Below are 23,210 nucleotides of genomic sequence, written 5' to 3'. Positions count from 1 at the left end.
CTGGAGCCGCTGGAGCCGCTGGAGCCGCTGGAGCCGCTGGAGCCGCTGGAGCCGCTGGAGCCGCTGGAGCCGCTGGAGCCGCTGGAGCCGCTGGAGCCGCTGGAGCCGCTGGAGCCGCCGGAGCCGCTGGAGCCGCTGGAGCCGCTGGAGCCGCTGGAGCCGCTGGAGCCGCCGCCTGCGCATCAGGCTGTAAAGATTCCTCAATCGAACCCTTGATTGCAGCCAGCAGGGCAAGAGGAACCTTACCTTTTCGCTTGGCTAATTTGACCCCTTTGCCAGCACCACTGATCGCATTGGATGCATCTGCCGGTGTTGCCGGTGCTGCCGGTGCTGCCGGTGCTGCCGGTGCTGCCGGTGCTGCCGGTGCTGCCGGTGCTGCCGGTGCTGCCGATTCAGTATGCTGTAATGAGGTTTCTATCGACCCTTTAATGGCGGACAGAATATCAACCGACAACTTTCCAGGTTTACGCTTGGCAGGTCTGCGCACCGGCTTGTCTGCCTCAGCCGGTGCAGCCGCCACCGGGCTTTCCGCATCGGTCGCTGCGGCGGACAAGGCTGAGAAGCGTTGTGCCAGAGGCTCAATGTCAATCAGCCGACTACCATCCGGCTGCGCAATTCTTTCCTGCAGTTGATCATGCAGATCATAAAGGAACTGCGTCAGAGGGGCTGGATCTGCCAGCTCATGCGCAAGTGAATACTCCATGGCCTCTTCAAACAGATGAGCCAGTTCACACACGTCATATACGCCCAGCATCTGGGCAGACCCCTTGATCGTATGGGCATCCCGACGAATCAGGTTCAGCCCGTCCCGATCAAGTTTTCCCTCTTCAAGCAGTACAAGCCTGCGGCTGATCGAAAGCAGCCGCTCCCTTACCTCATCAAAAAATGGTGCAATAAAATCGGACACATCAAATTCCGACATATGCTCAGGACATATTCAGCAGACTTTCCGATGCCTGGCTCAGACGGGCAGACGCTTCTTTATTGGCGCGCATCTTGTCACCGGATACATGCAGAAGCTCGGAAATATGCTGAAGCGCCTGCAACACCTTGCTGTTGCGGTCGGCCTGTCGCTCCGAGGCCTGAACAAGTACGGATGCAGCCTGTGCATTCTTCAAGGACATGCCTTCGAGTCGACGCAGAACATCAACTGTCTGCTCAAAGCCCTGCAGATAGGTATCAATCTGCTGAATGCTCTCACCACTGCCGGCAATCGTCCTTGCGGAATCGGATGCCAGAGAAAGATCGGAACGGATGCTGTCGACCAGCTCACGGGTCTGAGCCGCCATACGCTGAACCTCGCGGGTCACACCGGCAGTGGCAGAATCAGCACCATCAATGGAAGCGTTGAGAACCATAAGCTGACTCTCTTCTGTAATGTCCTGAATACGATCAAGGCCGGCAGCCAGCTGCTCCAGACGTGCTTCCAGCTCTTTCACAGTCGCTGGAATGGTTTCAAGACGGACACGCACACTGCCTGCACCGGCCACACTCTCAGCCGCCTCTGCTGCACCACCCTTGGCAAAGGAGGTAGCCACTTTTGCGTTTTTCTCAAGGTTGGTGATATTGGTCGTCATCTTGCCACCGGCATCGGCAATCAGCTCAAGCCCCTTGATGACGCGCTCCATAAAGCGGGACTGCTGCTCCGTAGCATCAGACTGCTGCTCACTGGCATGGATAATATCGCCGACACTCTCAGCCACGCTGCTGGTTGCCCTGGATACCTCTTCCGCACGTTTGAGCAAGCCGCGGCTCAACAACTCAAGCAAGAGAACAATAAATGCGATAAATCCAAGCAGCATATACAGATGCATGTCGGCATCCTGCTGGTGCTGCTGTGAACGCTCTTTCAGCCGCTGCTCAAGTCCATCCACAATAACAGCCAGCTTTTTCTGTGCTGCAAGCACCAGATTCTGGGCCAGAAGGGTCACCTGTGGTGCCTGACTGGCAGGAATTTTGCCATCAACCACGTCATTGGCGATGGTCATCACTTCACCCATCAGACCAACCACCTTGGTCAACGCCTCTTTATCCTTGTCATTCAGATAAGGGTTATTATTCAAGCTGTCGTAGCTGGCCTGATAATCACTGACAGCCTTCTTCAGAACCGGATAGTTTTTCTCCTCTGCGGTCATGGCAAAGTCATTCAGTGGCACCATGATATTGGAAAGGGAGGCTTTAAATGCCTCAATTTCGAACTGACCCTGATACACACCTTCCAGCTGCTGCATCCCCTCCCTGTCCTTCAGCGATGCCACATAGACAATGCCTATGAGCACTGCGAACAAAAGCAGTGAAAGCATGGAATTTCGCCCGGCAAGTTTGCGCAGCGAAATTTGACCGGTTGCCCCGGAATCAGCGTGTGTAGTCATAAATCATCCTCCCCTCTGGTGCTTGCCATACTGAATATAGTTTCAGCTTTGGCAATATTTCAAATTATCTGACTTTTCATATGTTGAGCGACAGCTCCGGAGCAGCATCCGGACAGACGACTGTACTGTCACCATTGCAATATTTCAGACGCAAGCAGCACTGTCGCGATAGCAGCTCGGCATCCCCTGCAATCAGCCTTCAGATTGCAGGGCCGGCATGAAGTAACGGGCTGCAATCAAGGATATTAAAGCTGTGCCCATCGACTGTCATGCGGGTGACAGAGATATCCCCTTCCACCCGGTCAGCTGATGCAAGATCAGCCTCGGAAATATGCTTGATTCCCAGCACATCATCAACCTGCATGCCCACATGCATCGATTCATGACGCAAAATAAGAAAACGGGTGCGCGGAGTTTGCGCCGCATCCGAAGCAGCAATGGTCGTCACCTTGCCAATATCAATCATACATACAATCTGGCCGTGAATATTGGCAAGCCCGCGCAAATGGGCCGGCCCCATCGGCACCGGCGTCAAAGGATGCGGGCGTAAAACCTCACGAATCTGGCTTGAACGCACCAGCAGGGCAGACGAGCCAACCATCACGTGCAGCAATGCCACCATCCCTGTTTGACCTGCCGCAGACGGTCTGCCCTGTTCCTGTTCACTCATACTTCCGCCCCTCGCTTCATAATGTGTGCATACAAGCTCAGTATCTTGCGAACTCTGGCCTGCAATTTCAACGGTTCAACCGGTTTACCGATAAAATCATCGGCACCTGCCTTGAGCCCCTGCACCTCATCTTCCTCGCCCTTTCTTGCCGTCAGTAAAATGACCGGCATATCACCAAAACGGTCCTGCTCGCGGATATGCCTGAGCAGCTCCATACCATTCATGTGCGGCATATCCGAATCAGTCAGAACCAGTGCCGGCTTGAAGCGCTGGAGCATATTCCACGCCTGCTGCCCGTCTTCCGCCTGCATTACCTTATAGCCGTCGGCATGCAGAATAAACTCCACCAGATTACGCACACTGGGCGAGTCATCGACAACGAGAATCGTCTGCTCGACACTGTCAATCGCCTGTTTTGCCTGACTGCGATCATGCCGCTTCTGCACCTCGCCAAGACTGAGAAACTGCTGATCTGAACCAAGGTGGTCACGTAACTTGAAGCCTTCAGGGAACGAACAAACCCTCAACACCTCCTGCAGGCTGGTCTGCCCCGTCAATGCCTTGGAGACGCCATCCTCGAACATGGTCAGCATGCCGTCCTCTCTTGCCGCCTGCATCAACTCCCGATCCTGAGCTGCCCGACCGATCAGCTTGCGCATACGGTCATTCACAAACATCACCTCGTGAATACCGATGCGCCCCTTATACCCGATATGCATACAGTGGCTGCAGCCGACCTTATCATAAAATACCACCTGCTGCGGTATATCGAGACGCTTGACCAAATCAGCGTCCGGACGAACTTCCTTGCGACATTTCGGACACAGGCGGCGAACCAGGCGCTGGGCAACCACCAGACTCAGTGATGAGGCAAGCATCATCGGGTCGATACGCATATCCAGCAACCGGGTCACAGTCGATGGTGCATCATTGGTGTGCAGCGTCGAAAAAACCAGGTGACCGGTCTGGGCCGCATGCAATGCGATCTCGGCCGTCTCCTCATCACGGATTTCACCGACCATCACCACATCCGGATCCTGACGCAGGATCGAGCGCAGCACGGTGGCAAACGTCATTCCGGTTTTTGTATTCACCTGCACCTGATTGATTCCTTCGATCTGGAACTCAACCGGATCTTCAATCGTAATCAGGTTCATCTCTTCACTTTTGATATGATGCAGAAACGAATACAGGGTGGTGGTTTTACCACTTCCGGTCGGCCCCGTCACCAGCACTGCTCCGGTCGGCTGCTGGATACACTGCAGAATGCGCTTATAGGCCAGCTCTTCAAAACAGAGCACGTCGAGATTAAGGGCCAGACCGCCCTTATCGAGAATACGCATCACCACCTTTTCACCATGCAGTGCCGGCAGGGTGGAGATACGCATGTCGTAACTTTTATCTTTCAGTTTTACACGGGCCCGCCCGTCCTGCGGCGTGCGCGTATTGGATATATCAAGCTTGGACATGATCTTGATTCTGGATACAACCAGCGGATGCGCCCTTGATGGAAAGCGGATCATGGGGCGCAGCCGCCCATCCACACGCAGACGAACCACACTCTGGCTCTCGCCGGGTTCAATATGAATATCGGAACTGCCGATTTTCATCGCCTGCACAATCACGCCGTTGACCAGCTTGATCACGGGCGACTCTTCTGCTCCCCGCTTCAGCTCGTCAAGATCAGCTTCCTCCTCATGCGGATGAAACTCCTGCGTCAACTCCTGGGTCAGGGCGTGTTCGTCGTCCAGTCCATCCATGGCATCACCGAATGAGCCATCACTCTGCTGATAGCACTCGGCAATTTTTTTCAGGATATAATCGGTACGGCCAAACTTCGGTATGATCCGTTTACCCAGCTTGAATGCCAGTGTATCCAGCATCGATACATCCTGGGGATTACCCGTTGCAATCACAATTTCAGACGGTGTTTGTGAAAGAGGAATAAACTCATAGTCATAGCAGAGCTTTTCCGGGCAGATAGAGAGCAGCGACTTCTCTATATAGACAGCGCGCACATCCACATACGGCGTTTTGTACAGTCTGGAAACTTCATCAATGAGTGCATCTTCATCAATATCATTCAACTCAAGCAGGGCCGCCAGCAAGCCCTTGCGACGTGCCGTGTCCGACATTTCGGCAACAGACAACTGTGCCTCGGTGACCACACCGGACAAAAGCAGTAACCACTGATGTTTTTTTAAATCCATTGCTCCTGACATACGTCACCCTGTTAAAATACGAGACGTTAACATAACACTGCATAACCGACAAAAAAAGGGTTACAGGTCACACCTGCAAGCATGCCCGCATAGTCCGGTGAATGAGAAATCCAGCCCTGTTTGAGTCCCGCCAGTATTACGTTGCAACCAACCTGCTGAAAACAGCCATCAACCTGTGGAGTATAACCGCTAAAATAAAAAGGGGCAGTTGCATCACGCAACCACCCCTTTTCAATTCCTGCAGGAGAACTTTTTCTGTCAGCAGAGAGACCTAGTCACCGGTCCCTACGTTGGCATAAAAGGCTGTACCGCTTGCCTTGTCCTCATAGAGCTCAACCCACGCCTCAACACCCTGCTCGGTATCAGGCAGGCTGGCCATCGGAATCACCGCATTCACATTCTTATTCAGCGAATCAATGATACGGCACAGACCACCCAGTTCGAAAGCGGTATTGTTATTGGTACTATGATCACGGAATGTCATGTTGCAGTTGATACCCATGTCATTCAGACCATCACTGGAGTCACGCAATACGTCCTGCTGGATATTAATCACGTCACCATCGACAGAACCACGGGTGTGAGACAGCAGCAGCACCTGGGCGCCATTCATCGTCTGAATGAAATCACTGAATCGACCGGTCACAATCGGATCAAATTCAAATGCGCTATCCACCTTCTGAAATACTGCAAAGTTGATATTCCGCACTTCAGCAGCAGAGGCCTGGCTGGCAACCATACCACACATCACCACCCCAAAAACCATCAACGCTTTTTTCATTTTCAACTGGCCTCCACCAATAAATTCAAATCACAGCAACGATTGTAACGTGTTATTTGCCGAGAACTGCCCCGGTTTCCTTGAAGAAATAAACAGCGATACCGCTCTTTGGATCATCCCAAACATGATGCCAAACCCTCTCGGTCTCGATCGGATGCGGCATGATGATACCGGTAATCTTCTGACCATCGCTGGTCAGCATAGGCAGAAATACATCACACTTTCCGCCAACAGTCCAGTCGGGACCGCTTGAGGTGTTCACACTCAGCTGGCAATCGATACCCAGATCTTCATAACCGTTTGCACCACCGGAGCGCAGCACGTCGTTCTGGATATTCAGCACATCACCATCGTGAATGCCAACGGTCTGGGTGAGAACCAGGAAATCAGCCTTGCCATCGAGCGAGCCGATAATATCTTCACCCTTGATCTCGTCCGGCCACTGAAACGACTTCTGGTCCGGCAACTTGAAGAAAGCAGCCACATGCACATGCGTGCCCAGTTCGGATGCTGCCGCCACACCTGAAAATCCAATCATCAAAGCACATGCCATCAAAAACTTTTTCACATCAATCCTCCTTTATTGTTTTATTGTGATGCTTTACAGGGAGACTTCAAAACGAAGCAGACCGGCTTTCACCCTTGGCGCCGTTGGATCCCCTCCGGGATTCTGAATAACCTGGAATGAGGGCTGAATGGCAAGCCATGCAGCAGCCTGAATCCGATAGGTGAACTCATAGGTTGTCTCGGAGACCTTGGTTGATCCGACCGCATCGGCATGAAAATCAGCGCGAGCCATACCAACGCCGAACTCATCATCACCACGGGTTGGCACAATGCCCTTCATATGCACACCGGCACCGATATAGGTATAGATCTGATTGCGCGCTTTCGGAGAGTAGCCGTACTGACCAAAGACACCGATGGCGGCACCACTGTCGAACTGCATCAACTGCTGATCGACCACACCATACAAGCCATAGTTTTTACTGAAATTCTGGCCGGCAAACGTTACGTTGGCGGAGTGCTGCCAGTAGCCGATTTTATAGGCATTGGTTTCACCACTGGTAAAGCCAGCCTCGGTAATGACCATATTACCTTCACCGGCCTTGAATCCGCGTGTTGCCGGATCACCATCGTAAATGGCCGCCTGAACATAGACACCATCCATCGGCTCAACACGCAGACGCGCGCCAAGACCCGCTTTCGGGAAGATGGATGCGGCAATATTACCGGTCATATCCGGACCGATACCGAAGGAGCTGTTCAAAAACAGCCCGCCATATTCACTGGCATAGAACTCGGAATTCAGGTCGTGCAGACCACCGAGGATAGAAACCATGCCATCAGCAAATACCTGCTGATACCATGCTTCATAGATAATATACTGATTGGGAGCCTCGATATTACTGTAGCCCTGCAGATCACCGGTATAGGTCGTAGGATTGCTACCCGTGTTACCCAGCCCGTAAACGTGCAGTGTACCACCCGGCCACATACCCGCCTTTTCGGTATCAAGCTCAATCACCAGATCCATATTGGTCTGGTAAACTGTCTTGACCTGACCATTGGCCGTGACCGGATTGGCGGTAAAGTTTCTGGCGAACTCGCCGGTATAGACGCCCTCAATCGTCAGACCGGAAGCCTCCATCGCTTCACGCTGGCCACCCCAGCCACCGGTAATACCGGGAGCTCCGAGCAATTCATCAAAACGCTCTGCTGCAGTGGCCGGGGTTGCCCCCAGCATGGCTGTTGCAGCCAGGCCCATGGTGATTTTTTTCAATAGGTCATGCTGTGCCTTACGCACATGATTCATCTCCCCCACACTTCTCCCCTCTTTAATTAATTACAGGTTTCGGATTGCGTAAATCGCATCTTCCATCATTTGATTGATTTTCTCTTCCATCGCGTGACGCATACGATCAACGTCGCGCTTGTTCAGACCAGCTTTCTCCAACTCATCAAAATCCTTCATACTGCCCATTGCATCGCGCAGCTTTTTGATGATCAGATTCAAACGCTTCATGTAATCGGCCGAGTTACCGGCATCGGCAGCAACAGCAGACTTGTAACCGGTAACCGCTCCATTTTCTGTAACTGCAAGCGGCGCCGACAACGCAAAAGCGGCAGCAAGTGAAATCGCTATCAGACTTTTCTTCACTGAATTTCCCCTGTCCAATGTTTTTTAAGAAACCCTATGAAATCAATCTGAACCACTATTGTCAAGTATTGCCATAATTAAAAAAAATAGGGTTATTAACCACTTCAGGTAATCTACTGAGCCAGTGCGGCAGTGACGTGTTCATTATTCACTGATATGGCTATAGTCGCGCCATGACGCGTTACCTGTTTAAACGACTTGCCGGCATGATCCCGTTACTCTTCGGGATCACCATTATCTCTTTCGGCATGATGCACCTGGCACCTGGCGAGCCAAGTATTGTCGGACAGGAGTTCAACCCGAAGGTGTCTGCCGAGGATATTGAGCGTCTGCGCAGCTATTACGGACTTGATAAACCATTATACGAACAATACTGGCAATGGCTGCAGCGACTGGCGCAGATGGACCTCGGCCAGTCATTTTCGGCTGATGGTCGCGCCGTTCTCGACAAAATCAATGAACGCATTCCCGTCACCTTGTGGATCAATTCACTGGCAATGCTCCTGATCATTGCCATAGCGATCCCGCTCGGCATTGCCAGCGCCGTCAGACGCGACTCCTGGTTTGACAAGGGCACCACCATCCTGGTGTTTATCGGCTTTGCCATCCCCTCATTCTGGCTGGGACTGTTATTAATGATCAGCCTCGGCGTCAATCACAACTGGCTGCCTGTTTCCGGCATACACGATTACAGCTGGCGCCAAATGAGCTTCTGGCAACAACAGGCCGATCTGTTCGAGCATCTGCTTTTGCCGGTATTTGTTTCAGCCATCGGCGGCATCGCAGGCATGAGCCGCTTCATGCGCACCGGCATGCTGGAGGTGATCCGGGCCGATTACATCACCACTGCACGGGCCATGGGCATCCCTGAAGGAACCATCCGCTATCGCCTGGCCCTGAAAAATGCGATGCTGCCCATCATCACGCTGCTTGGCCTCTCCATTCCCGGCCTGATTGGCGGCTCTGTCATTGTCGAGCAACTCTTCTCGCTCCCCGGCATGGGACTACTGTTTTACGAAGCCGTGATGTCGCGTGATTACCCGCTGGTGATGGGCATCACCGTAATTGGCGCCATCCTCACCCTGCTGGGCAATCTGATTGCCGATATTGCCTACGCGTGGGCCGACCCGCGCATTCGCCACGGGAGCCACAAATGACCTCGACAACCGCCATGCCATCATCCGGGACTGCCGCCATCCTTCATATCCTTAAAAACCACCCTCTTGTGGTGATTGGCGGCAGCATTGTGATGACTGTTGCCGTGCTGGCGATTCTCGCCCCGTGGATCGCCCCCTATGATCCGACAGAAATCGATGTCAGCGTCATTCTGATGCCGCCGTCATGGCAACACTGGTGCGGGACCGATACCCTTGGCAGGGATGTTTTTTCCCGCATGCTGTTCGGTGCCCGCGTCTCCCTTGCCGTCGGCTTTGTTGCCGTCGGCATTTCACTGTTGATCGGCCTGTTGCTGGGGGCGATTTCCGGCTATGCCGGCGGTCGTACGGACAGCATCATCATGCGTATCACCGATATGGTTCTCTGCTTCCCGACCTTCTTTCTCATTCTGGCCGTCATTGCTTTTCTCGAACCATCCATCTGGAACATCATGATTGTGATCGGCCTGACCTCCTGGATGGGCATTGCCCGTCTGGTTCGCGCCGAGTTTTTAAGCCTGAGGCAACGGGAGTATATTCTTGCCGCCCGCAGCCTGGGCATCTCCCCGCTCCGGATCATGTGGCGCTATATGCTGCCAAATGCGCTGGGCCCGATTCTGGTCTCCGCCGTGCTCGGCATTGCCGGCGCCGTTCTTGTCGAGTCAGGCCTCTCTTTCCTCGGCCTCGGAGTACAACCACCTGATCCCTCCTGGGGCAATATCCTGACCGATGGCAAAGACAATATTCAGATTGCCTGGTGGCTCTCGATGTTTCCGGGCCTGGCCATTCTGATTACCGTACTCGGCTACAATTTGCTGGGCGAAGGGTTACGCGATTATTTTGATCCACGGCTGAACCGATAGTGGTCGATGACAACCACTACATGACCCTCGCCCTGCAGCAGGCCGAACTGGCCGCAGCCATGGGTGAAGTGCCGGTCGGCGCTCTTCTCGTTCTCGCTGACGGCCGCCAGTTTGCCGCACACAATGAGCCCATCACCCGGCATGACCCGGCAGCACACGCCGAAATGAGAGCCATTCAGGCGGCCTGCAAAGCCTGTGAAAACTACCGGCTTTCCGGAGCCACCCTCTTTGTCACCCTTGAGCCGTGCACCATGTGTGCCGGAGCCATTGTTCACGCCCGCATCAGCCGTGTGGTCTATGGTACCAGCGACCCGAAAACAGGGGCGGTTGACTCTCTCTACCGGATTTTGTCCGATACACGATTAAACCATCAGCCTGAGGTCACATCCGGCATCATGGCTGATGCATGCAGCACCCTGCTGAAGGATTTTTTCAGACAGCGCCGCAAACAGCGCTGATCTCATTCACAACCCGTCATGAAGCGACTGCTCGCCTCCTGCCGGTGCCCCCTTAAACTCACGACCAAGCAGAAAGAACTCGGCTGACGTTTTGCGGCTGGCTGCCGGTTTGATGTTTTTTATCCGCTTGAATGAAGTACCCAGATCCTTGCGGAAAGCATCATACCCCTCACCCATAAAGGTTTTCATCAGAATATCCCCGCCAGGGCGCAGATATTGACGGGCAAAGTGCAGCGTCATTTCATTCAGACCGATCATACGCATCTGATCCACCAGTTTATGACCACTCATCTCCGGTGCCATATCCGATACCACCAGATCCACCTGCCGCCCTCCCAGCGCCTCGGCCAGCGCCTGCTGCCCGGCCGGAGAGTCAAAATCACCCTGAATCAGGGTTACGCCCGATATCGGATCCAGTGGCAGCAGGTCAATACCGATCACCAACCCACCCGGCCCCACATGCCTGGCCAGCTCCACACTCCATGAGCCGGGTGCACAGCCAAGGTCAACCACCACACTGTTTTTACCGATCACCAGCCCGTGCTCTTCAATAATCTCGGTCAGCTTGAAGGCCGCACGGGAGCGCTTGCCCTCCCTCTGGGCCCGCTTCACATGCGGGTCATTGGCATGCCGATGAAACCATGCCGACGTTTTGCGTGCGGCTTTACTTTTGGATTGTTGTGCCATATTAACATCTCTCTCAAGCTTTCACTGCAAAGCAGCAGAAGAACGGGATCGGGGCCGGCAAGCCCTGCCACCCTCCTTCTGCGCCACCTCCGCAGCATGCTGTTTTAATGGAAACACTGAATCGATCAGCGCCTCCGGGCAGGCCACCCAGGCCTGCAACAGATCCTCCGCATCCGGAAGACCGGCGGATCTATTACTCCTTCATACGCCAGCCGCTGCGCCAGAGCTGCCAGCATGCCAGACAGGTCACCACTACCGAAACCAGTACCACCCCCATTGAGGCAAACGGGTCAGTGTCGCCCACACCGAGGAAACCATAGCGAAAGCCGTCGGTCAGATAAAAAAACGGATTGGCATTGTTGATGGCCTGCCAGAATGGCGGCAATTGCTGTACTGAATAAAACACGCCGGACAAAAAGGTCAGAGGCAAAATGACAAAGTTGGTCACCATGGCAACCTGATCGAAATCCCTGGCCCACATGCCGCCGATCAATCCCATTCCCCCCATCATCAACGAGGCACAGATACCATAAACCAGGGCAATCCCCGGATGCGGCATGGAGAAATCAACAAACGGCAACAACACCACCAGAAAAGCCGCCGCCACCACCACCGCACGCACCACGGCAGCCAGCAGAAACGCAGCCACCACCTCGAATGCCGAAAGCGGCGCCATCAGCAGATAAATCTGCATCCCCATCACCTTGCCCATGATCATAGAGCTGGAGGTATTGGCAAAGGCATTCTGCATCATGGCCATCATGGCAAGTCCGGGCACCAGAAAGGTAAAGTAATCCACCTCCATGCCCGGCACATGTCGATCTCCCATGGCATAGCGAAAAATCACCAGATACAGCATGGCAGTCAGTGCCGGGGTGACAATCGTCTGCATATTCACCTTGAGGAAGCGACGCACCTCCCGCATAAACAGTGCTCTTGCTCCGGTAAGATTCATCTGGCTCATGACTTTACTCCGCTGCCTTGAGCCTGACTGCCATGGCCGGTCAAACGCAAAAAGACATCTTCAAGATCTTCCCTGCGAACCCCTGCATCCATAGGCGGGCCAAAACGGGCGACAGCGGCCTGATAAGCCTGGTGAAAGGTGGATTGTCCGTCCTGACTCTGCCCGAGCTTCAGACACACCCCCTCCTCACTGCCACGCGGCTCAAAGCCGGCCAGCGCCACCTGATCCTCATCAGTCAGCGTGACAGGACGACCATAGTTCAGCCACAACCATGAACTGGCAATCTCCCGCATCAGCGTTCGCATCGGCTGAGCCGTAAGCAGCTGTCCCCGATCAATAATGGCAACGTGATCACACAACTCTTCTGCCTCATCCAGATAATGGGTGGTCAGCAGAATCGTAGTGCCACCGGCATTGAGCTCGCGCATAAAGTCCCACAACCGGCGGCGCAGCTCGACATCCACACCTGCTGTCGGCTCATCGAGAATGACCAGCTCCGGTCTGTGCACCAGAGCCTGAGCCACCAGCAGTCGCCGGCGCATGCCCCCGGATAACTGACGCGCTTTTTTTCCGGCATGACGGGTCAACTCAAGACGCTCCAGCAGTTCGTCCAGCCAGGCTTCATCCGGCCGACAACCAAACAAACCGGCCGTAAAACGCAACACCTCATGCGGTGTAAAAAACGGGTCAAAGGCAATCTCCTGAGGCACCACACCCATGCGCCGTTTACACCAGTTGCGTTCACTGAACAGATCATGGCCGAGCAAGGTCACTCTGCCTTCACTCGGCCGCACAATATCGGCCAGAATATTGATCATCGTACTCTTGCCCGCCCCGTTAGGGCCGAGCAGCGCAAAAAAGCTGCCTTGCGGCACACGCAGGGAGACATCATTCAGCGCCCTGTTGCCTTTTTCATAAACCTTGCCGAGGCCATTTATCTCCAGTGCATACATAACGGCATACACTAGGGCGATGCGGATGAATTGCCATCCTGGCAATCAGCAACCTGCGCCCCCCCTGCCAGCCACACTGACCCGATGCACCATCCCCCACTGACCCGCCCGATTTCCGCATCTACAGATTCCTCTCGAACTTTGCCGACAAAACGTATATGGTGCGCCACCCTTTTTTTATTATCAACAGAACAGGAGATGCCTTATGGCTTTGAACATCTATTATGATGCAGATGCCGACCTTTCCATCATTCAGGGAAAGAAAGTCGCAATTATCGGTTATGGTTCACAGGGACATGCCCACGCCAATAACCTGAAAGATTCAGGTGTGGATGTTACCGTTGGCCTGCGCTCCGGTTCTGCTTCCGTAGCCAAAGCCGAGGCTTGCGGCCTGACCGTCAAGAACGTTGACGAAGCCGTCAAGGGCGCGGACCTTATCATGGTTCTGACCCCGGATGAGTTTCAGTCACAGCTGTACAAGAACGAGCTGGAGCCAAACCTGAAGCAGGGTGCAACCCTTGCCTTCGCGCATGGCTTTGCCATTCACTACAACCAGATCGTTCCGCGTGCTGACCTGAATGTCATCATGATTGCACCGAAGGCACCGGGCCACACCGTTCGCTCCGAGTTCGTACGCGGCGGCGGCATCCCTGATCTGATCGCTGTTCATCAGGATGCAACCGGCGATGCCAAGGCCATTGCTCTCTCTTATGCTTCCGCAATCGGCGGCGGCCGTACCGGCATTATCGAGACCTGCTTCAAGGACGAGACCGAGACCGACCTGTTCGGTGAGCAGGCCGTTCTCTGCGGTGGTGCAGTAGAACTGGTCAAGGCCGGCTTTGAAACACTTGTCGATGCTGGCTATGCACCTGAAATGGCTTACTTCGAGTGCCTGCACGAGCTGAAGCTGATCGTTGATCTGATGTACGAAGGCGGCATCGCCAACATGAACTACTCCATCTCCAACAACGCGGAGTATGGCGAGTATGTCACCGGACCAAAGGTCATCAACGAAGAGTCCCGTTATGCCATGCGTGAAGCACTGCACAACATCCAGACCGGTGAATATGCCAAGCAGTTCATCCTGGAAGGCGCTACCAACTACCCGTCCATGACCGCATATCGCCGTCTGAATGCTGCTCACCCGATTGAACAGACCGGTGAGAAGCTGCGCGCAATGATGCCGTGGATCAAAAAGATCGTGGACAAGTCCAAGAACTAAGGCCTTTTAGCGCCGACAGAAAAGGAGGCCATATGGCCTCCTTTTTTATTTGGCAACAACAGGTGATCACACACACCATTCCTCAAACCGTTAAAACGAGTGCACACCGCCACGCAAGCATTTGTCACCCGACATCGACTGCTTTCGTGATCGTCCGCCCACCTTCCAAACATCATTGAAGCATCATCAGGAGTACAAGCGTGAACATTGGCATCATGGGAGCAATGACAGAGGAGATATCTCAGTTGCTACAGCATATATCCGAGACAGGGAGAGAAACCCGGGGCATGCGTGAATATGTCAGCGGCACGTTGCGCGGCAAAAAGGTCACCATCGTCTTTTCGCGCTGGGGAAAGGTGGCCGCAGCATCAACCGCCACCACCCTGATCGAGAGATATGGCGTCAATTATCTGATCTTCACCGGCGTTGCCGGCGCTATGGACCAGGACCTTCATGTCGGTGATATCGTGATTGCCGATACACTGATCCAGCACGACATGAATGCCAGCGCACTCCCCGGCATTGAACGACACGAGATCCCCCTGCTCGGCATCTCCAGCTTCAAAGTAGACAGCCGCCATACCGATAGCGCACGCCTGGCTGCGGAGTCCTACCTGAGCGAAAATCTGACGACCGATATCGATGCCGATACACTGCATGCATTTCACATTCACACCCCCCGGGTGGTCACAGGCACCATTGCAAGTGGCGATCAGTTTATTGCCGACAATCAGAGTGCCCTTGCACTGCGTGAACAGATCCCGGCCCTGAAATGTGTGGAGATGGAGGGGGCAGCCGTCGCTCAGGTTGCGCATGAGCATGGCATCCCCTATCTGGTGATACGCACCATTTCAGACAAGGCCAATGAAAGCGCTGCCATCGACTTCCCCCGTTTCATCGACAAGGTTGCTTCCCGCTTCACCTGCGGCTCTGTACTCAGATTACTTGATCTGATTCAGCATGAAGGAAGCGCTGATTAGGGAGATGCTGATTTATTGCCCTCCTGGCAAAAATCAGTTCGCAAAGACAAAATGACTCGGGCAGCACGCATAAGACATACTTTCATGCGCTTCACGGCCGATCGCCGTCCCGCCTACTTTAGCGGGTATGGAAGAGGGTCTGCACAACCGATCTGCTCAAAACCCTGACGGCGATAAAAACAGGAGTCACAGTGACCGCACGGCATGCCATCGGCCAAGGGATCGTAACAGGAGCGGGTAAGCCCGTAATCAAGACCAAGCTTAAGGCCGAGAGCAATAATCTCCGATTTCCCCAGCTGAATCAGTGGTGCAGCAATCTCAAGCTCCCCGCCCTCGCTACCTGCCTTGGTACCAAGCAGCGCTGTACGAATAAAAGAGTCGAGAAATTCCTGTCGGCAGTCCGGGTAACCCGAATAATCGACCACATTGGCACCAATCACCAGACGGGTTGCACCAACCGTTTCAGCAAGTCCTGCCGCCAGTGACAAAAAGATCAGGTTCCGGGCCGGTACATAGGTCGAAGGAATACCACCATGGCCGGCCTCATCCTTCGGCACAGGCGTCGCAGATGTCAGCGCCGAATGGCCGATTGCGCGCAGATCAACTTTAATCACCCGGTGATCGACAATCCCGAATGATGCAGCCACAGCAGCCGAAGCATCGAGCTCAATCAGGTGTCGCTGTCCATAATCAAAGGCAACCGTATGACACAACCAGCCTTTTTCCCGCACAGCCCATGCCAGCGCCGTACTGGAGTCCAGTCCGCCTGAAAGAAGCACCACAGCCTTGATCTGATCTGTATTCATACGCCTGAAGCCCCCTCGCCCCAGATTACCTTATGCAGCTGCAGTTGCAATCGCGCCGGCAAGCGATCCTCAAGCAGCCACTGACACAACTGATCCGCTCCGAGAGAGCCCCATGCGGACGAGAGAAGAACGGGAACATCACCCAGACCGAGCTGATACTTTTCAATCATCCCACGCGCCCACTCATAATCTGCCCTGTCAGTCAGAACAATCTTGATCTCATCTCCGGCCGATAAATCAGCCAGCAAATCGAGACGATTGCGAAGCACCTCACCACTGCCGGGCGCCTTCAGATCAACAATCTTCCGCACACCAGCCGGCAAATCAGCCAGCGGATACGCACCGGATGTCTCCAACTGCACCAGACTACCCATCGTAAGCAGCTCGCTTAAGAGTTGCGCACAATTTCGCTGCGCCAGTGGCTCTCCACCCGTGACCAGCACCAGCGGCCGTGCTCTGCGACGTACCTCATCGACCACATCGGCAATACGCATCCACTCGCCGCTATCGGTCGGAATCGCCTGCGGTGTATCGCAATAGGTACAGCGCAATGGACAGCCGGCCAGCCTGACGAACGTGCATGGCATACCTGCCAGCGTACTTTCGCCCTGGATACTGTCGTAAATTTCATGAATTCGAAGGCGGTGCCCAGGCTTTGTTATTGGCCGCTCTCCGTCGTAGCTGCTGGTGCAGGCGCTTGCTGCTCCAGAGCTTTCAATGCACTGCGCGCCTGCTCAGCCATCGCAGAGTCACCATGATCATTGATCAGCTTGCGATAATACTCAGCCGCGCGATCTGCATGGTTCGAAGTGGCAAAGATTTGTGCCAGCTTGAACAGTGCCGCACCATGTTTCACGCTGTTTGGATAGTGATCAGCCACAAATTTGAAGGCACTGACTGCGTTATCATTTTCGCCCTGAGCCAAACGCGTCTCACCAAGCCAGTACCACGCCTGATCGGCATATTCGCCATTGGGATATATATCCAGCTGTTTGTTAAAGCCCCTGGACGCCTCATCATAGCGTCCGCTTTTCAGCGCCAGATATGCTGCTGTATAAGCATTTTTCTCAGCCTCGGCCTGCGCGGCCACATCTACCGCCGGCGTCTCGGTCACCACCGGTACAGTCGGCGCCTCTACCGGAGAGACCCGGTGGGTCGCCTCTTTTTTGGCAGCCACATGGGCCACTGCGGCAGGAGCTTCCGGTCTTGCTGCAACGGCTGCGGTGCGATGTTTCTGCAGCGCATCCATCTGGGCGGAAAGCGCCTGAATCTGGGCTTGTTGCAACTGGGAAAGCTGCGTCAGCAACTCGATTTCAGAAAGCTTTTCCCTGATCTCAGCCATCGCCTCATCCTGCTGACGATTGGCCTCTGCCAGCTGCTGCTGTTGCTGCTGAAGATCATGCAGTGACGCCGTATACGACGGCTTGTCCTGCTCCCAGATGACCTTCCTGTCATTGGCACAACCGGAAAACGCGACAAGGCACAACAAGGAGACGGCCACTGGCGAAACCAGTGGCCGTCTGATGACCTTCACAAAGCTGGTCTTAGCGGCTGACAATGTCGCCGCGACGATTCTGAGCCCAGCATGCTTCACCGGAACCCTTGCATACAGGACGCTCTTCACCGAATGAAACAGTATCAATACGTGCAGCCATCACACCCTGACCCGCCAGATAGTCACGCACGCTGTCGGCACGACGCTGTCCCAGAGCCAGGTTATATTCACGGCTTCCACGCTCATCACAGTTACCTTCGATGGTAATGCTGGCGCTGTTGTTGGCATTCAGCCAGGCTGCATACGCATCCAGGGTAGCCTTACCCGCTGCATCCAGTGCAGAGCTGTCAAATGCGAAGTAAACCGCGTTGGTTGCAGGCTTGCTGGCATCAGCACCCTTGATCGGCTGTACTTCCTGCTGAGCAGCATTGCTGCCTGCATTCGCCTTTGACGCACTGCTATCAGTCGTGACGTCTACCTTCTTGGAGCAACCGGCAAAAACCATTGCAGCAGAAGCCAGTGCTACCATCAATATCTGCCTGGTTGAACCTGCTTTTATCGAACGAACTGAATCCATATTCTTCTCCTCACTGTAACCCATCTGGTAAGCGTATAGTGACACGCCTATATCGGCAGTCAACCATTTCAAGACCACCACCACCGCTCCGGCAGTTGCCGTGGACATGGCGAAACACTCTCAATATAGCCCACGCAATACTCACGTGTCAATTTGACTCCGAAAGCATAAACAGAGGCGGTGTTAGCGTCGCTTTTCATCGACAACCGCTGTTCCCATCGACAACAGAACAGGTATAATCTGCCATGCGAGGGCGCAAAAGTTCACCCGTTACTTGCCGCTACTCCCCTGCCACATTCCGCATGGCAAAAAACACTGGAGATCCCGAGATGACAGACGCAACCAAACGATATGTCTATTCCTTTCAACAGGGAGATGGCCACAACAAAATGCTGCTGGGAGGTAAAGGCGCCAATCTCTGTGAGATGACCCAGATCGGCCTCAATGTTCCCCCCGGATTCACCATTACCACCGAAGCATGCCTCGAATATCTCGGCGCCAATCGCACCCTGCCGGGTAGCGTCATGCAGCAGGTACGAGAACAGATGGCCGCCCTTGAGCAGATGACAGGCAAGGGCTTTGGCGATGCCCACAACCCGTTACTTGTATCGGTTCGCTCGGGTGCCGCGATGTCCATGCCCGGCATGATGGACACCATTCTGAATCTGGGACTGAACCGGCACACCCTGCAGGGTGAAATCGAACAAACCGGTGATGAGCGTTTTGCCTATGATGCCTACCGCCGCTTTATCCAGCTCTTCGGCAAGGTCGCTCTCGATATTCCTGACGAGCTGTTCGATGAACCTTTCGAAGCCATCAAACATCGTGAAGGTGTCAGGGAAGACGTCGGCCTGTCAGCCGAAAATATGAAAGAGATTACCGGACTGTTTCTTGAGGTGGTACACAGCCAGACCGGCCGACCATTCCCTGAAGATCCGTTCGAGCAGCTTGAGCTGGCCATCAAGGCGGTGTTCAACTCCTGGATGGGAAGGCGTGCCATCGATTACCGGCGCGAATTCAAAATCACCCCGGGCATGGCCAACGGCACAGCCGTCAATATCTGCACCATGGTTTTTGGCAACCGTGGCAACGATTCTGCTACCGGCGTTGCCTTTACCCGCAACCCGGGCACCGGTGTAAACGAGTTTTTCGGTGAATATCTGGTCAACGCGCAGGGCGAAGATGTCGTGGCAGGCATCCGCACGCCCAAGCCGATCGCCCGTATGCGCACGGAAATGCCGGACCTCTACCGCCAGCTGGAGGAGCTGCGTGGCAAGCTCGAAAGTCACTATCATGAAATCCAGGACTTTGAGTTCACCATCGAAAAAGGCACCCTCTACTGCCTGCAGACACGCAACGGCAAAATGAATACACAGGCGATGGTACGCACCTCCGTCGAACTGGTTGAGGAGGGGCTGATCAGCAGGGAAGCGGCATTGCTGCGCATCAACCCCGAATCGCTCGAACAGATGCTGTTCCCCCGTCTTGACGCCCATGCAGGCGCCACCCCTATCGCCTGCGGCCTGCCGGCCAGTCCGGGTGCAGCTTCCGGTCATGTGGTCTTTGATGCAGACCGCGCCGAGCAACAGGGACGCACGGGCAAGCGCATTATCCTGCTCAGAGAGGAAACAAAACCGGAAGACATACACGGCTTCTTCGCCTCTCAGGCGATCCTTACCAGCCGAGGCGGCAAAACAAGTCATGCTGCCGTGGTCGCACGCGGCATGGGCAAACCCTGCGTAGCCGGTGCCGAAGGCATTGAGGTCGATGTCACTGCACGCCGCGCCCATATCGGGGATGTTATCATCAAGGAAGGAGACCTGATCACCGTGGACGGCACCACCGGCAATGTCTATCTCGGTACGGTCAACACAGTCGAGGCGGAATTCACCGATGAACTGAAAACGCTGCTGTCATGGGCTGATCAGGCTGCCCGCCTGAAAGTGCTGGCCAATGCCGATATCCCGGTCGATGCCGAGCGTGCATTAAAATATGGTGCCATGGGCATTGGTTTGTGTCGCACCGAACGGATGTTCAACGCCTCTGACCGCCTGCCCATTGTACTGGAGATGATTGTTGCCGACTCGCTGGAACAGCGCCAGGCAGCTCTCGACAAACTGTTGCCAATCCAGCGCCATGATTTCATAGCCCTGTTCAAAACCATGGCGCCCAATCCGGTCACTGTTCGCCTGCTTGATCCGCCGATTCACGAGTTCCTCCCTTCCGAGCAGCAGCTGATCTCTGATTTGAAACAACTGCGCCATTTGCGCGACTCGCTGAGAGGAGCGGAAATCCTTTCCGACACCATCTCGCTGCTCTTCCCGAACGGGGCTCAGGGTGGATCAGGGTTACCTCAGGTCATCAGGGTGGCTGATTCATCACTGGTCGATGAGGCGATCGACAAAAAGGAGGCGATTCTGAAAAAAGTTCGCTCCCTGTTCGAGGTCAATCCGATGCTGGGCCATCGCGGTGTACGACTCGGCATCACCTACCCTGAAATTTATGCCATGCAGATCCGGGCTATCCTTGAGGCAGCCTGTGAATGCCACAAACAGGGTGTTGATGTGTACCCTGAAATCATGGTGCCCCAGGTCTGCACCCCCGAAGAACTCAGGGCAGTCAGAAAAAATGTGGACCATATTAATAAACAGGTGTCAGCGGATTTCGGGTTCTCCCCGATCTTCAAATTCGGCACCATGATTGAGGTTGTACGGGCCTGCATGCGAGCGGAGACACTGGCGAAAGAGGCCGATTTCTTCAGCTTTGGCACCAACGATCTGACCCAGGCCACATTCTCATTCTCGCGCGAAGATGCCGAAAACAAGTTTCTGCCACTCTACAATGAGAGCGGAATTCTTCGCGATAATCCATTTGAGGTCCTGGATACCCATGGCGTGGGCAAACTCATGGAACTTGCCATCGGCTGGGGGCGTACAACCAAACCTGATCTCAAGATCGGCATTTGCGGTGAGCATGGCGGACACCCCGCTTCGATCCGCTTCTGCCACGGCATCGGACTCAGCTATGTATCCTGTTCCGGTCCGCGCGTACCGATTGCACGTCTGGCAGCAGCGCATGCAGCCCTGCTGCAGCCAACCGCGTGACTACCAGCCGCTACAATCCGGCTATCAGGCCGGATTGTAGCGGCCTTTATCCGTCCACATGGACAACCCGCATGGATCAGCACCGGGAAGCCTGCCGGGCTGACACAGGACAGATGCCATCGCATTTTTTAGGCATGACAATTGCTCATATCGATGTAACGTTCGTATATGGTTACGTGATATTGGCGCAGCATCGCCAGCACCAAAGGGGTATTGCATGGAAGGCGCTCTTCAGAAGAGCCACATTGACCTTGTTTCGATTTTTACTGCTGCCAGTAATCACATGCACCGCTGCACCGATATCGATGCCATTATGCGCGTAGGCATCATCACATCCACCCAGCTCTTCCCTGCCAGCGCAGCAGCGGCAGGACGCATCAGCGACGACCAGCTGGAAGTGTATGAATATTGTGATACGAATGGCTGGCACCCCTGCCAGCTACAGATCAACGGCGGCAATTACTGGCTGAAAAGCCTGCACCGGCATAAACATATCACCATCATCCAGCATGGCACCAAACCACCTCTGTTCGATGCGGCCCATCTCCCCGCCCTGGCTCACAGCAGACAAATGCTGGCCATCCCCGTGACCAATCAGCATGGTGAACTGAACGCCTGCCTGCTTCTCTTTTCCGAAACATCATCGCCACTCACGGCAGAAGCCCGTGCGTTACTTGAGCAGCTTACATCCATGATGGCGGTCGCGATTGACAACATCAATCAACTGGCGGAAAGCAGAAGAATTGAAGAGGATCTTGAAAAGTCCGTTGCAACCTTCCGCAACCTGGTTGAGCAGATCCCCGCCATCACCTATATCACCACCCTTGATCGCAGCCGACTGCTTTTCGTCAGCCCGCAGGCAGAGGAAATTCTCGGCTATCGACAGGGAGAGCTGCTGGACAAACCTGAGCCATGGCCACAGCACATTCACCCGGACGATCGCGACCGCGTGCTCGCCGAAATAGAGCTGAGCATGCAAAACAACACCCCCTTTCATTCAGAATACCGGATCCGCGCAAAAGACGGGCGTGACATCTGGTTTAAGGATGCCGCCGCCACGGTAAGAGAGCATGAGCATGATCTCTACCTGCAGGGGGTATTGCACGATATCACAGAACGAAAGGCCTCCGAAAAGCGCCTGATGCAGATGGCTCACTTTGATCAGCTGACAGGCCTCGCCAACAGAGGGCTGTTCCTTGATCGCGTTGATCAGGCCCTGGCCCAGGCGCGCAGACATAAACAGGGATTTGCCATCCTCTACCTTGATCTGGATGGGTTTAAAGCGGTCAATGACTCACTGGGACATAAAGCGGGGGATGAGTTACTGACCGAGGTTGCCCACAGACTGCGTGCCAGCGTGCGGGAGGTGGATACTGTCGCCCGTATGGGGGGGGATGAATTCACCATCATCCTCAACGAGGTCAGCTGCCGCACATCGGTTCAGCATGTGGCCGATAACCTGATCAAACAGGTGGCCCAACCATATCACCATATCGGCCCCGAATACTCGATCACACTCAGCATGGGCATTGCATTTTATCCTGATGATAACATGAACCGGGATACACTGATCAAGGCGGCCGACCATGCCATGTATAAAGCGAAGAAGAACGGCAAGAACTGCTACTTCATCCATCAACCCTGATCACGGGCAAGCCACCGTTACGATTCGATACAAGCGAGCTAAGCCGTCAGGCTCTTCAGGATGACATCTCCGGATCGGTGATTCGACAGATACTGG

General features: G+C 54.5%; 23 protein-coding genes and 1 pseudogene. 9 read left to right on the top strand and 15 right to left on the bottom strand.

Annotation, left to right across the window (positions count from 1 at the left end):
- Positions 1-216, top strand: a 216-nt coding sequence (locus tag FEF65_RS13680; RefSeq protein WP_238701382.1) for a hypothetical protein, incomplete at its 5' end; no start/stop codon positions are given.
- A gap of 38 nt (positions 217-254) precedes the next feature.
- The gene (locus FEF65_RS13675; RefSeq protein ID WP_162530330.1) at positions 255-632 is read left to right on the top strand and encodes a hypothetical protein; all 378 of its coding nucleotides are present in this window, start codon (positions 255-257) and stop codon (positions 630-632) included.
- A 47-nt stretch (positions 633-679) separates the two neighbouring features.
- On the opposite strand, the pseudogene FEF65_RS13830 reads toward FEF65_RS13675, so the two are convergent.
- From FEF65_RS13830 to FEF65_RS11875, 8 genes and pseudogenes are all read right to left on the bottom strand, one after another.
- Positions 680-922 (bottom strand): annotated as a pseudogene (locus FEF65_RS13830) (Hpt domain-containing protein); the annotation flags it as partial.
- A gap of 4 nt (positions 923-926) precedes the next feature.
- Positions 927-2,372, bottom strand: coding sequence for a methyl-accepting chemotaxis domain-containing protein (locus FEF65_RS11905; protein ID WP_138240039.1), 1,446 nt, complete (start codon positions 2,370-2,372; stop codon positions 927-929).
- 199 nt (positions 2,373-2,571) lie between these two features.
- Positions 2,572-3,042 carry a chemotaxis protein CheW gene (locus tag FEF65_RS11900; RefSeq protein ID WP_238701381.1) on the bottom strand — a complete coding sequence of 157 codons (471 nt, stop codon included), beginning with the start codon at positions 3,040-3,042 and terminating at the stop codon, positions 2,572-2,574.
- On the bottom strand, positions 3,039-5,252 hold the full coding sequence (locus tag FEF65_RS11895) for an ATPase, T2SS/T4P/T4SS family (protein WP_138240038.1): 2,214 nt from the start codon (positions 5,250-5,252) through the stop codon (positions 3,039-3,041). The genes FEF65_RS11900 and FEF65_RS11895 overlap by 4 nt, the downstream gene beginning before the upstream one ends.
- 283 nt (positions 5,253-5,535) lie before the next feature.
- Entirely contained in the window at positions 5,536-6,045 is a 510-nt protein-coding gene (locus tag FEF65_RS11890; protein ID WP_138240037.1) for a hypothetical protein, read from the bottom strand.
- Between the two features lie 52 nt (positions 6,046-6,097).
- Positions 6,098-6,613, bottom strand: coding sequence for a hypothetical protein (locus FEF65_RS11885; RefSeq protein WP_138240036.1), 516 nt, complete (start codon positions 6,611-6,613; stop codon positions 6,098-6,100).
- Positions 6,614-6,646: 33 nt separating this feature from the next.
- Positions 6,647-7,861: a carbohydrate porin gene (locus FEF65_RS11880; RefSeq protein WP_138260573.1), complete on the bottom strand. Its 1,215-nt coding sequence runs from the start codon at positions 7,859-7,861 to the stop codon at positions 6,647-6,649.
- Positions 7,862-7,891: 30 nt separating this feature from the next.
- Complete coding sequence (locus FEF65_RS11875) at positions 7,892-8,206, bottom strand: hypothetical protein (protein WP_238701380.1); 315 nt, start codon at positions 8,204-8,206, stop codon at positions 7,892-7,894.
- 173 nt (positions 8,207-8,379) lie between these two features.
- On the opposite strand from FEF65_RS11875, the gene FEF65_RS11870 reads away from it, so the two are divergent.
- The 3 genes from FEF65_RS11870 to tadA are packed head-to-tail and all read left to right on the top strand — an operon-like array spanning position 8,380 to position 10,681.
- Positions 8,380-9,363: an ABC transporter permease gene (locus FEF65_RS11870; protein WP_138240034.1), complete on the top strand. Its 984-nt coding sequence runs from the start codon at positions 8,380-8,382 to the stop codon at positions 9,361-9,363.
- 14 nt (positions 9,364-9,377) lie between these two features.
- Complete coding sequence (locus FEF65_RS11865) at positions 9,378-10,223, top strand: ABC transporter permease (protein WP_138240049.1); 846 nt, start codon at positions 9,378-9,380, stop codon at positions 10,221-10,223.
- Complete coding sequence (gene tadA, locus FEF65_RS11860; protein ID WP_138240033.1) at positions 10,223-10,681, top strand: tRNA adenosine(34) deaminase TadA; 459 nt, start codon at positions 10,223-10,225, stop codon at positions 10,679-10,681. Before FEF65_RS11865 ends, tadA begins: the two co-directional genes overlap by 1 nt.
- A gap of 6 nt (positions 10,682-10,687) precedes the next feature.
- Here the strand turns inward: tadA and FEF65_RS11855 are convergent, their stop codons facing one another.
- The 3 genes from FEF65_RS11855 to FEF65_RS11845 all read right to left on the bottom strand — a co-directional run bounded on the left by FEF65_RS11855 (position 10,688) and on the right by FEF65_RS11845 (position 13,285).
- On the bottom strand, positions 10,688-11,368 hold the full coding sequence (locus FEF65_RS11855; RefSeq protein WP_138240032.1) for an RlmE family RNA methyltransferase: 681 nt from the start codon (positions 11,366-11,368) through the stop codon (positions 10,688-10,690).
- Positions 11,369-11,561: 193 nt separating this feature from the next.
- On the bottom strand, positions 11,562-12,332 hold the full coding sequence (locus tag FEF65_RS11850; RefSeq protein ID WP_138240031.1) for an ABC transporter permease: 771 nt from the start codon (positions 12,330-12,332) through the stop codon (positions 11,562-11,564).
- Positions 12,329-13,285, bottom strand: coding sequence for an ABC transporter ATP-binding protein (locus tag FEF65_RS11845; protein ID WP_138240030.1), 957 nt, complete (start codon positions 13,283-13,285; stop codon positions 12,329-12,331). Before FEF65_RS11845 ends, FEF65_RS11850 begins: the two co-directional genes overlap by 4 nt.
- Positions 13,286-13,496: 211 nt before the next feature.
- Between FEF65_RS11845 and ilvC the strand changes: the two genes are divergently transcribed.
- Complete coding sequence (ilvC, locus tag FEF65_RS11840; protein ID WP_138240048.1) at positions 13,497-14,507, top strand: ketol-acid reductoisomerase; 1,011 nt, start codon at positions 13,497-13,499, stop codon at positions 14,505-14,507.
- 200 nt (positions 14,508-14,707) lie between these two features.
- Complete coding sequence (locus FEF65_RS11835; RefSeq protein ID WP_138240029.1) at positions 14,708-15,487, top strand: 5'-methylthioadenosine/adenosylhomocysteine nucleosidase; 780 nt, start codon at positions 14,708-14,710, stop codon at positions 15,485-15,487.
- Positions 15,488-15,600: 113 nt separating this feature from the next.
- Here the strand turns inward: FEF65_RS11835 and queC are convergent, their stop codons facing one another.
- From queC to pal, 4 genes are all read right to left on the bottom strand, one after another.
- Positions 15,601-16,293: a 7-cyano-7-deazaguanine synthase QueC gene (queC, locus tag FEF65_RS11830; RefSeq protein ID WP_138240028.1), complete on the bottom strand. Its 693-nt coding sequence runs from the start codon at positions 16,291-16,293 to the stop codon at positions 15,601-15,603.
- Entirely contained in the window at positions 16,290-16,880 is a 591-nt protein-coding gene (locus FEF65_RS11825) for a radical SAM protein (protein ID WP_138240027.1), read from the bottom strand. Before FEF65_RS11825 ends, queC begins: the two co-directional genes overlap by 4 nt.
- Positions 16,881-16,951: 71 nt before the next feature.
- Positions 16,952-17,827 (bottom strand): tetratricopeptide repeat protein, encoded by an 876-nt coding sequence (locus tag FEF65_RS11820; RefSeq protein ID WP_138240026.1) that lies wholly within the window; start codon positions 17,825-17,827, stop codon positions 16,952-16,954.
- A gap of 10 nt (positions 17,828-17,837) precedes the next feature.
- Positions 17,838-18,473: a peptidoglycan-associated lipoprotein Pal gene (gene pal / locus FEF65_RS11815; protein WP_238701377.1), complete on the bottom strand. Its 636-nt coding sequence runs from the start codon at positions 18,471-18,473 to the stop codon at positions 17,838-17,840.
- Positions 18,474-18,694: 221 nt separating this feature from the next.
- Between pal and ppdK the strand changes: the two genes are divergently transcribed.
- Positions 18,695-21,469 (top strand): pyruvate, phosphate dikinase, encoded by a 2,775-nt coding sequence (gene ppdK, locus FEF65_RS11810; RefSeq protein ID WP_138240025.1) that lies wholly within the window; start codon positions 18,695-18,697, stop codon positions 21,467-21,469.
- Positions 21,470-21,686: 217 nt separating this feature from the next.
- Entirely contained in the window at positions 21,687-23,114 is a 1,428-nt protein-coding gene (locus FEF65_RS11805; protein ID WP_138240024.1) for a diguanylate cyclase domain-containing protein, read from the top strand.
- Positions 23,115-23,210 lie beyond the last annotated feature (96 nt).

Source organism: Mariprofundus erugo (assembly GCF_005818865.1).
Taxonomy (GTDB): Bacteria; Pseudomonadota; Zetaproteobacteria; order Mariprofundales; family Mariprofundaceae; genus Mariprofundus; species Mariprofundus erugo.
This window is presented reverse-complemented; position numbering and strand designations above follow the sequence as displayed.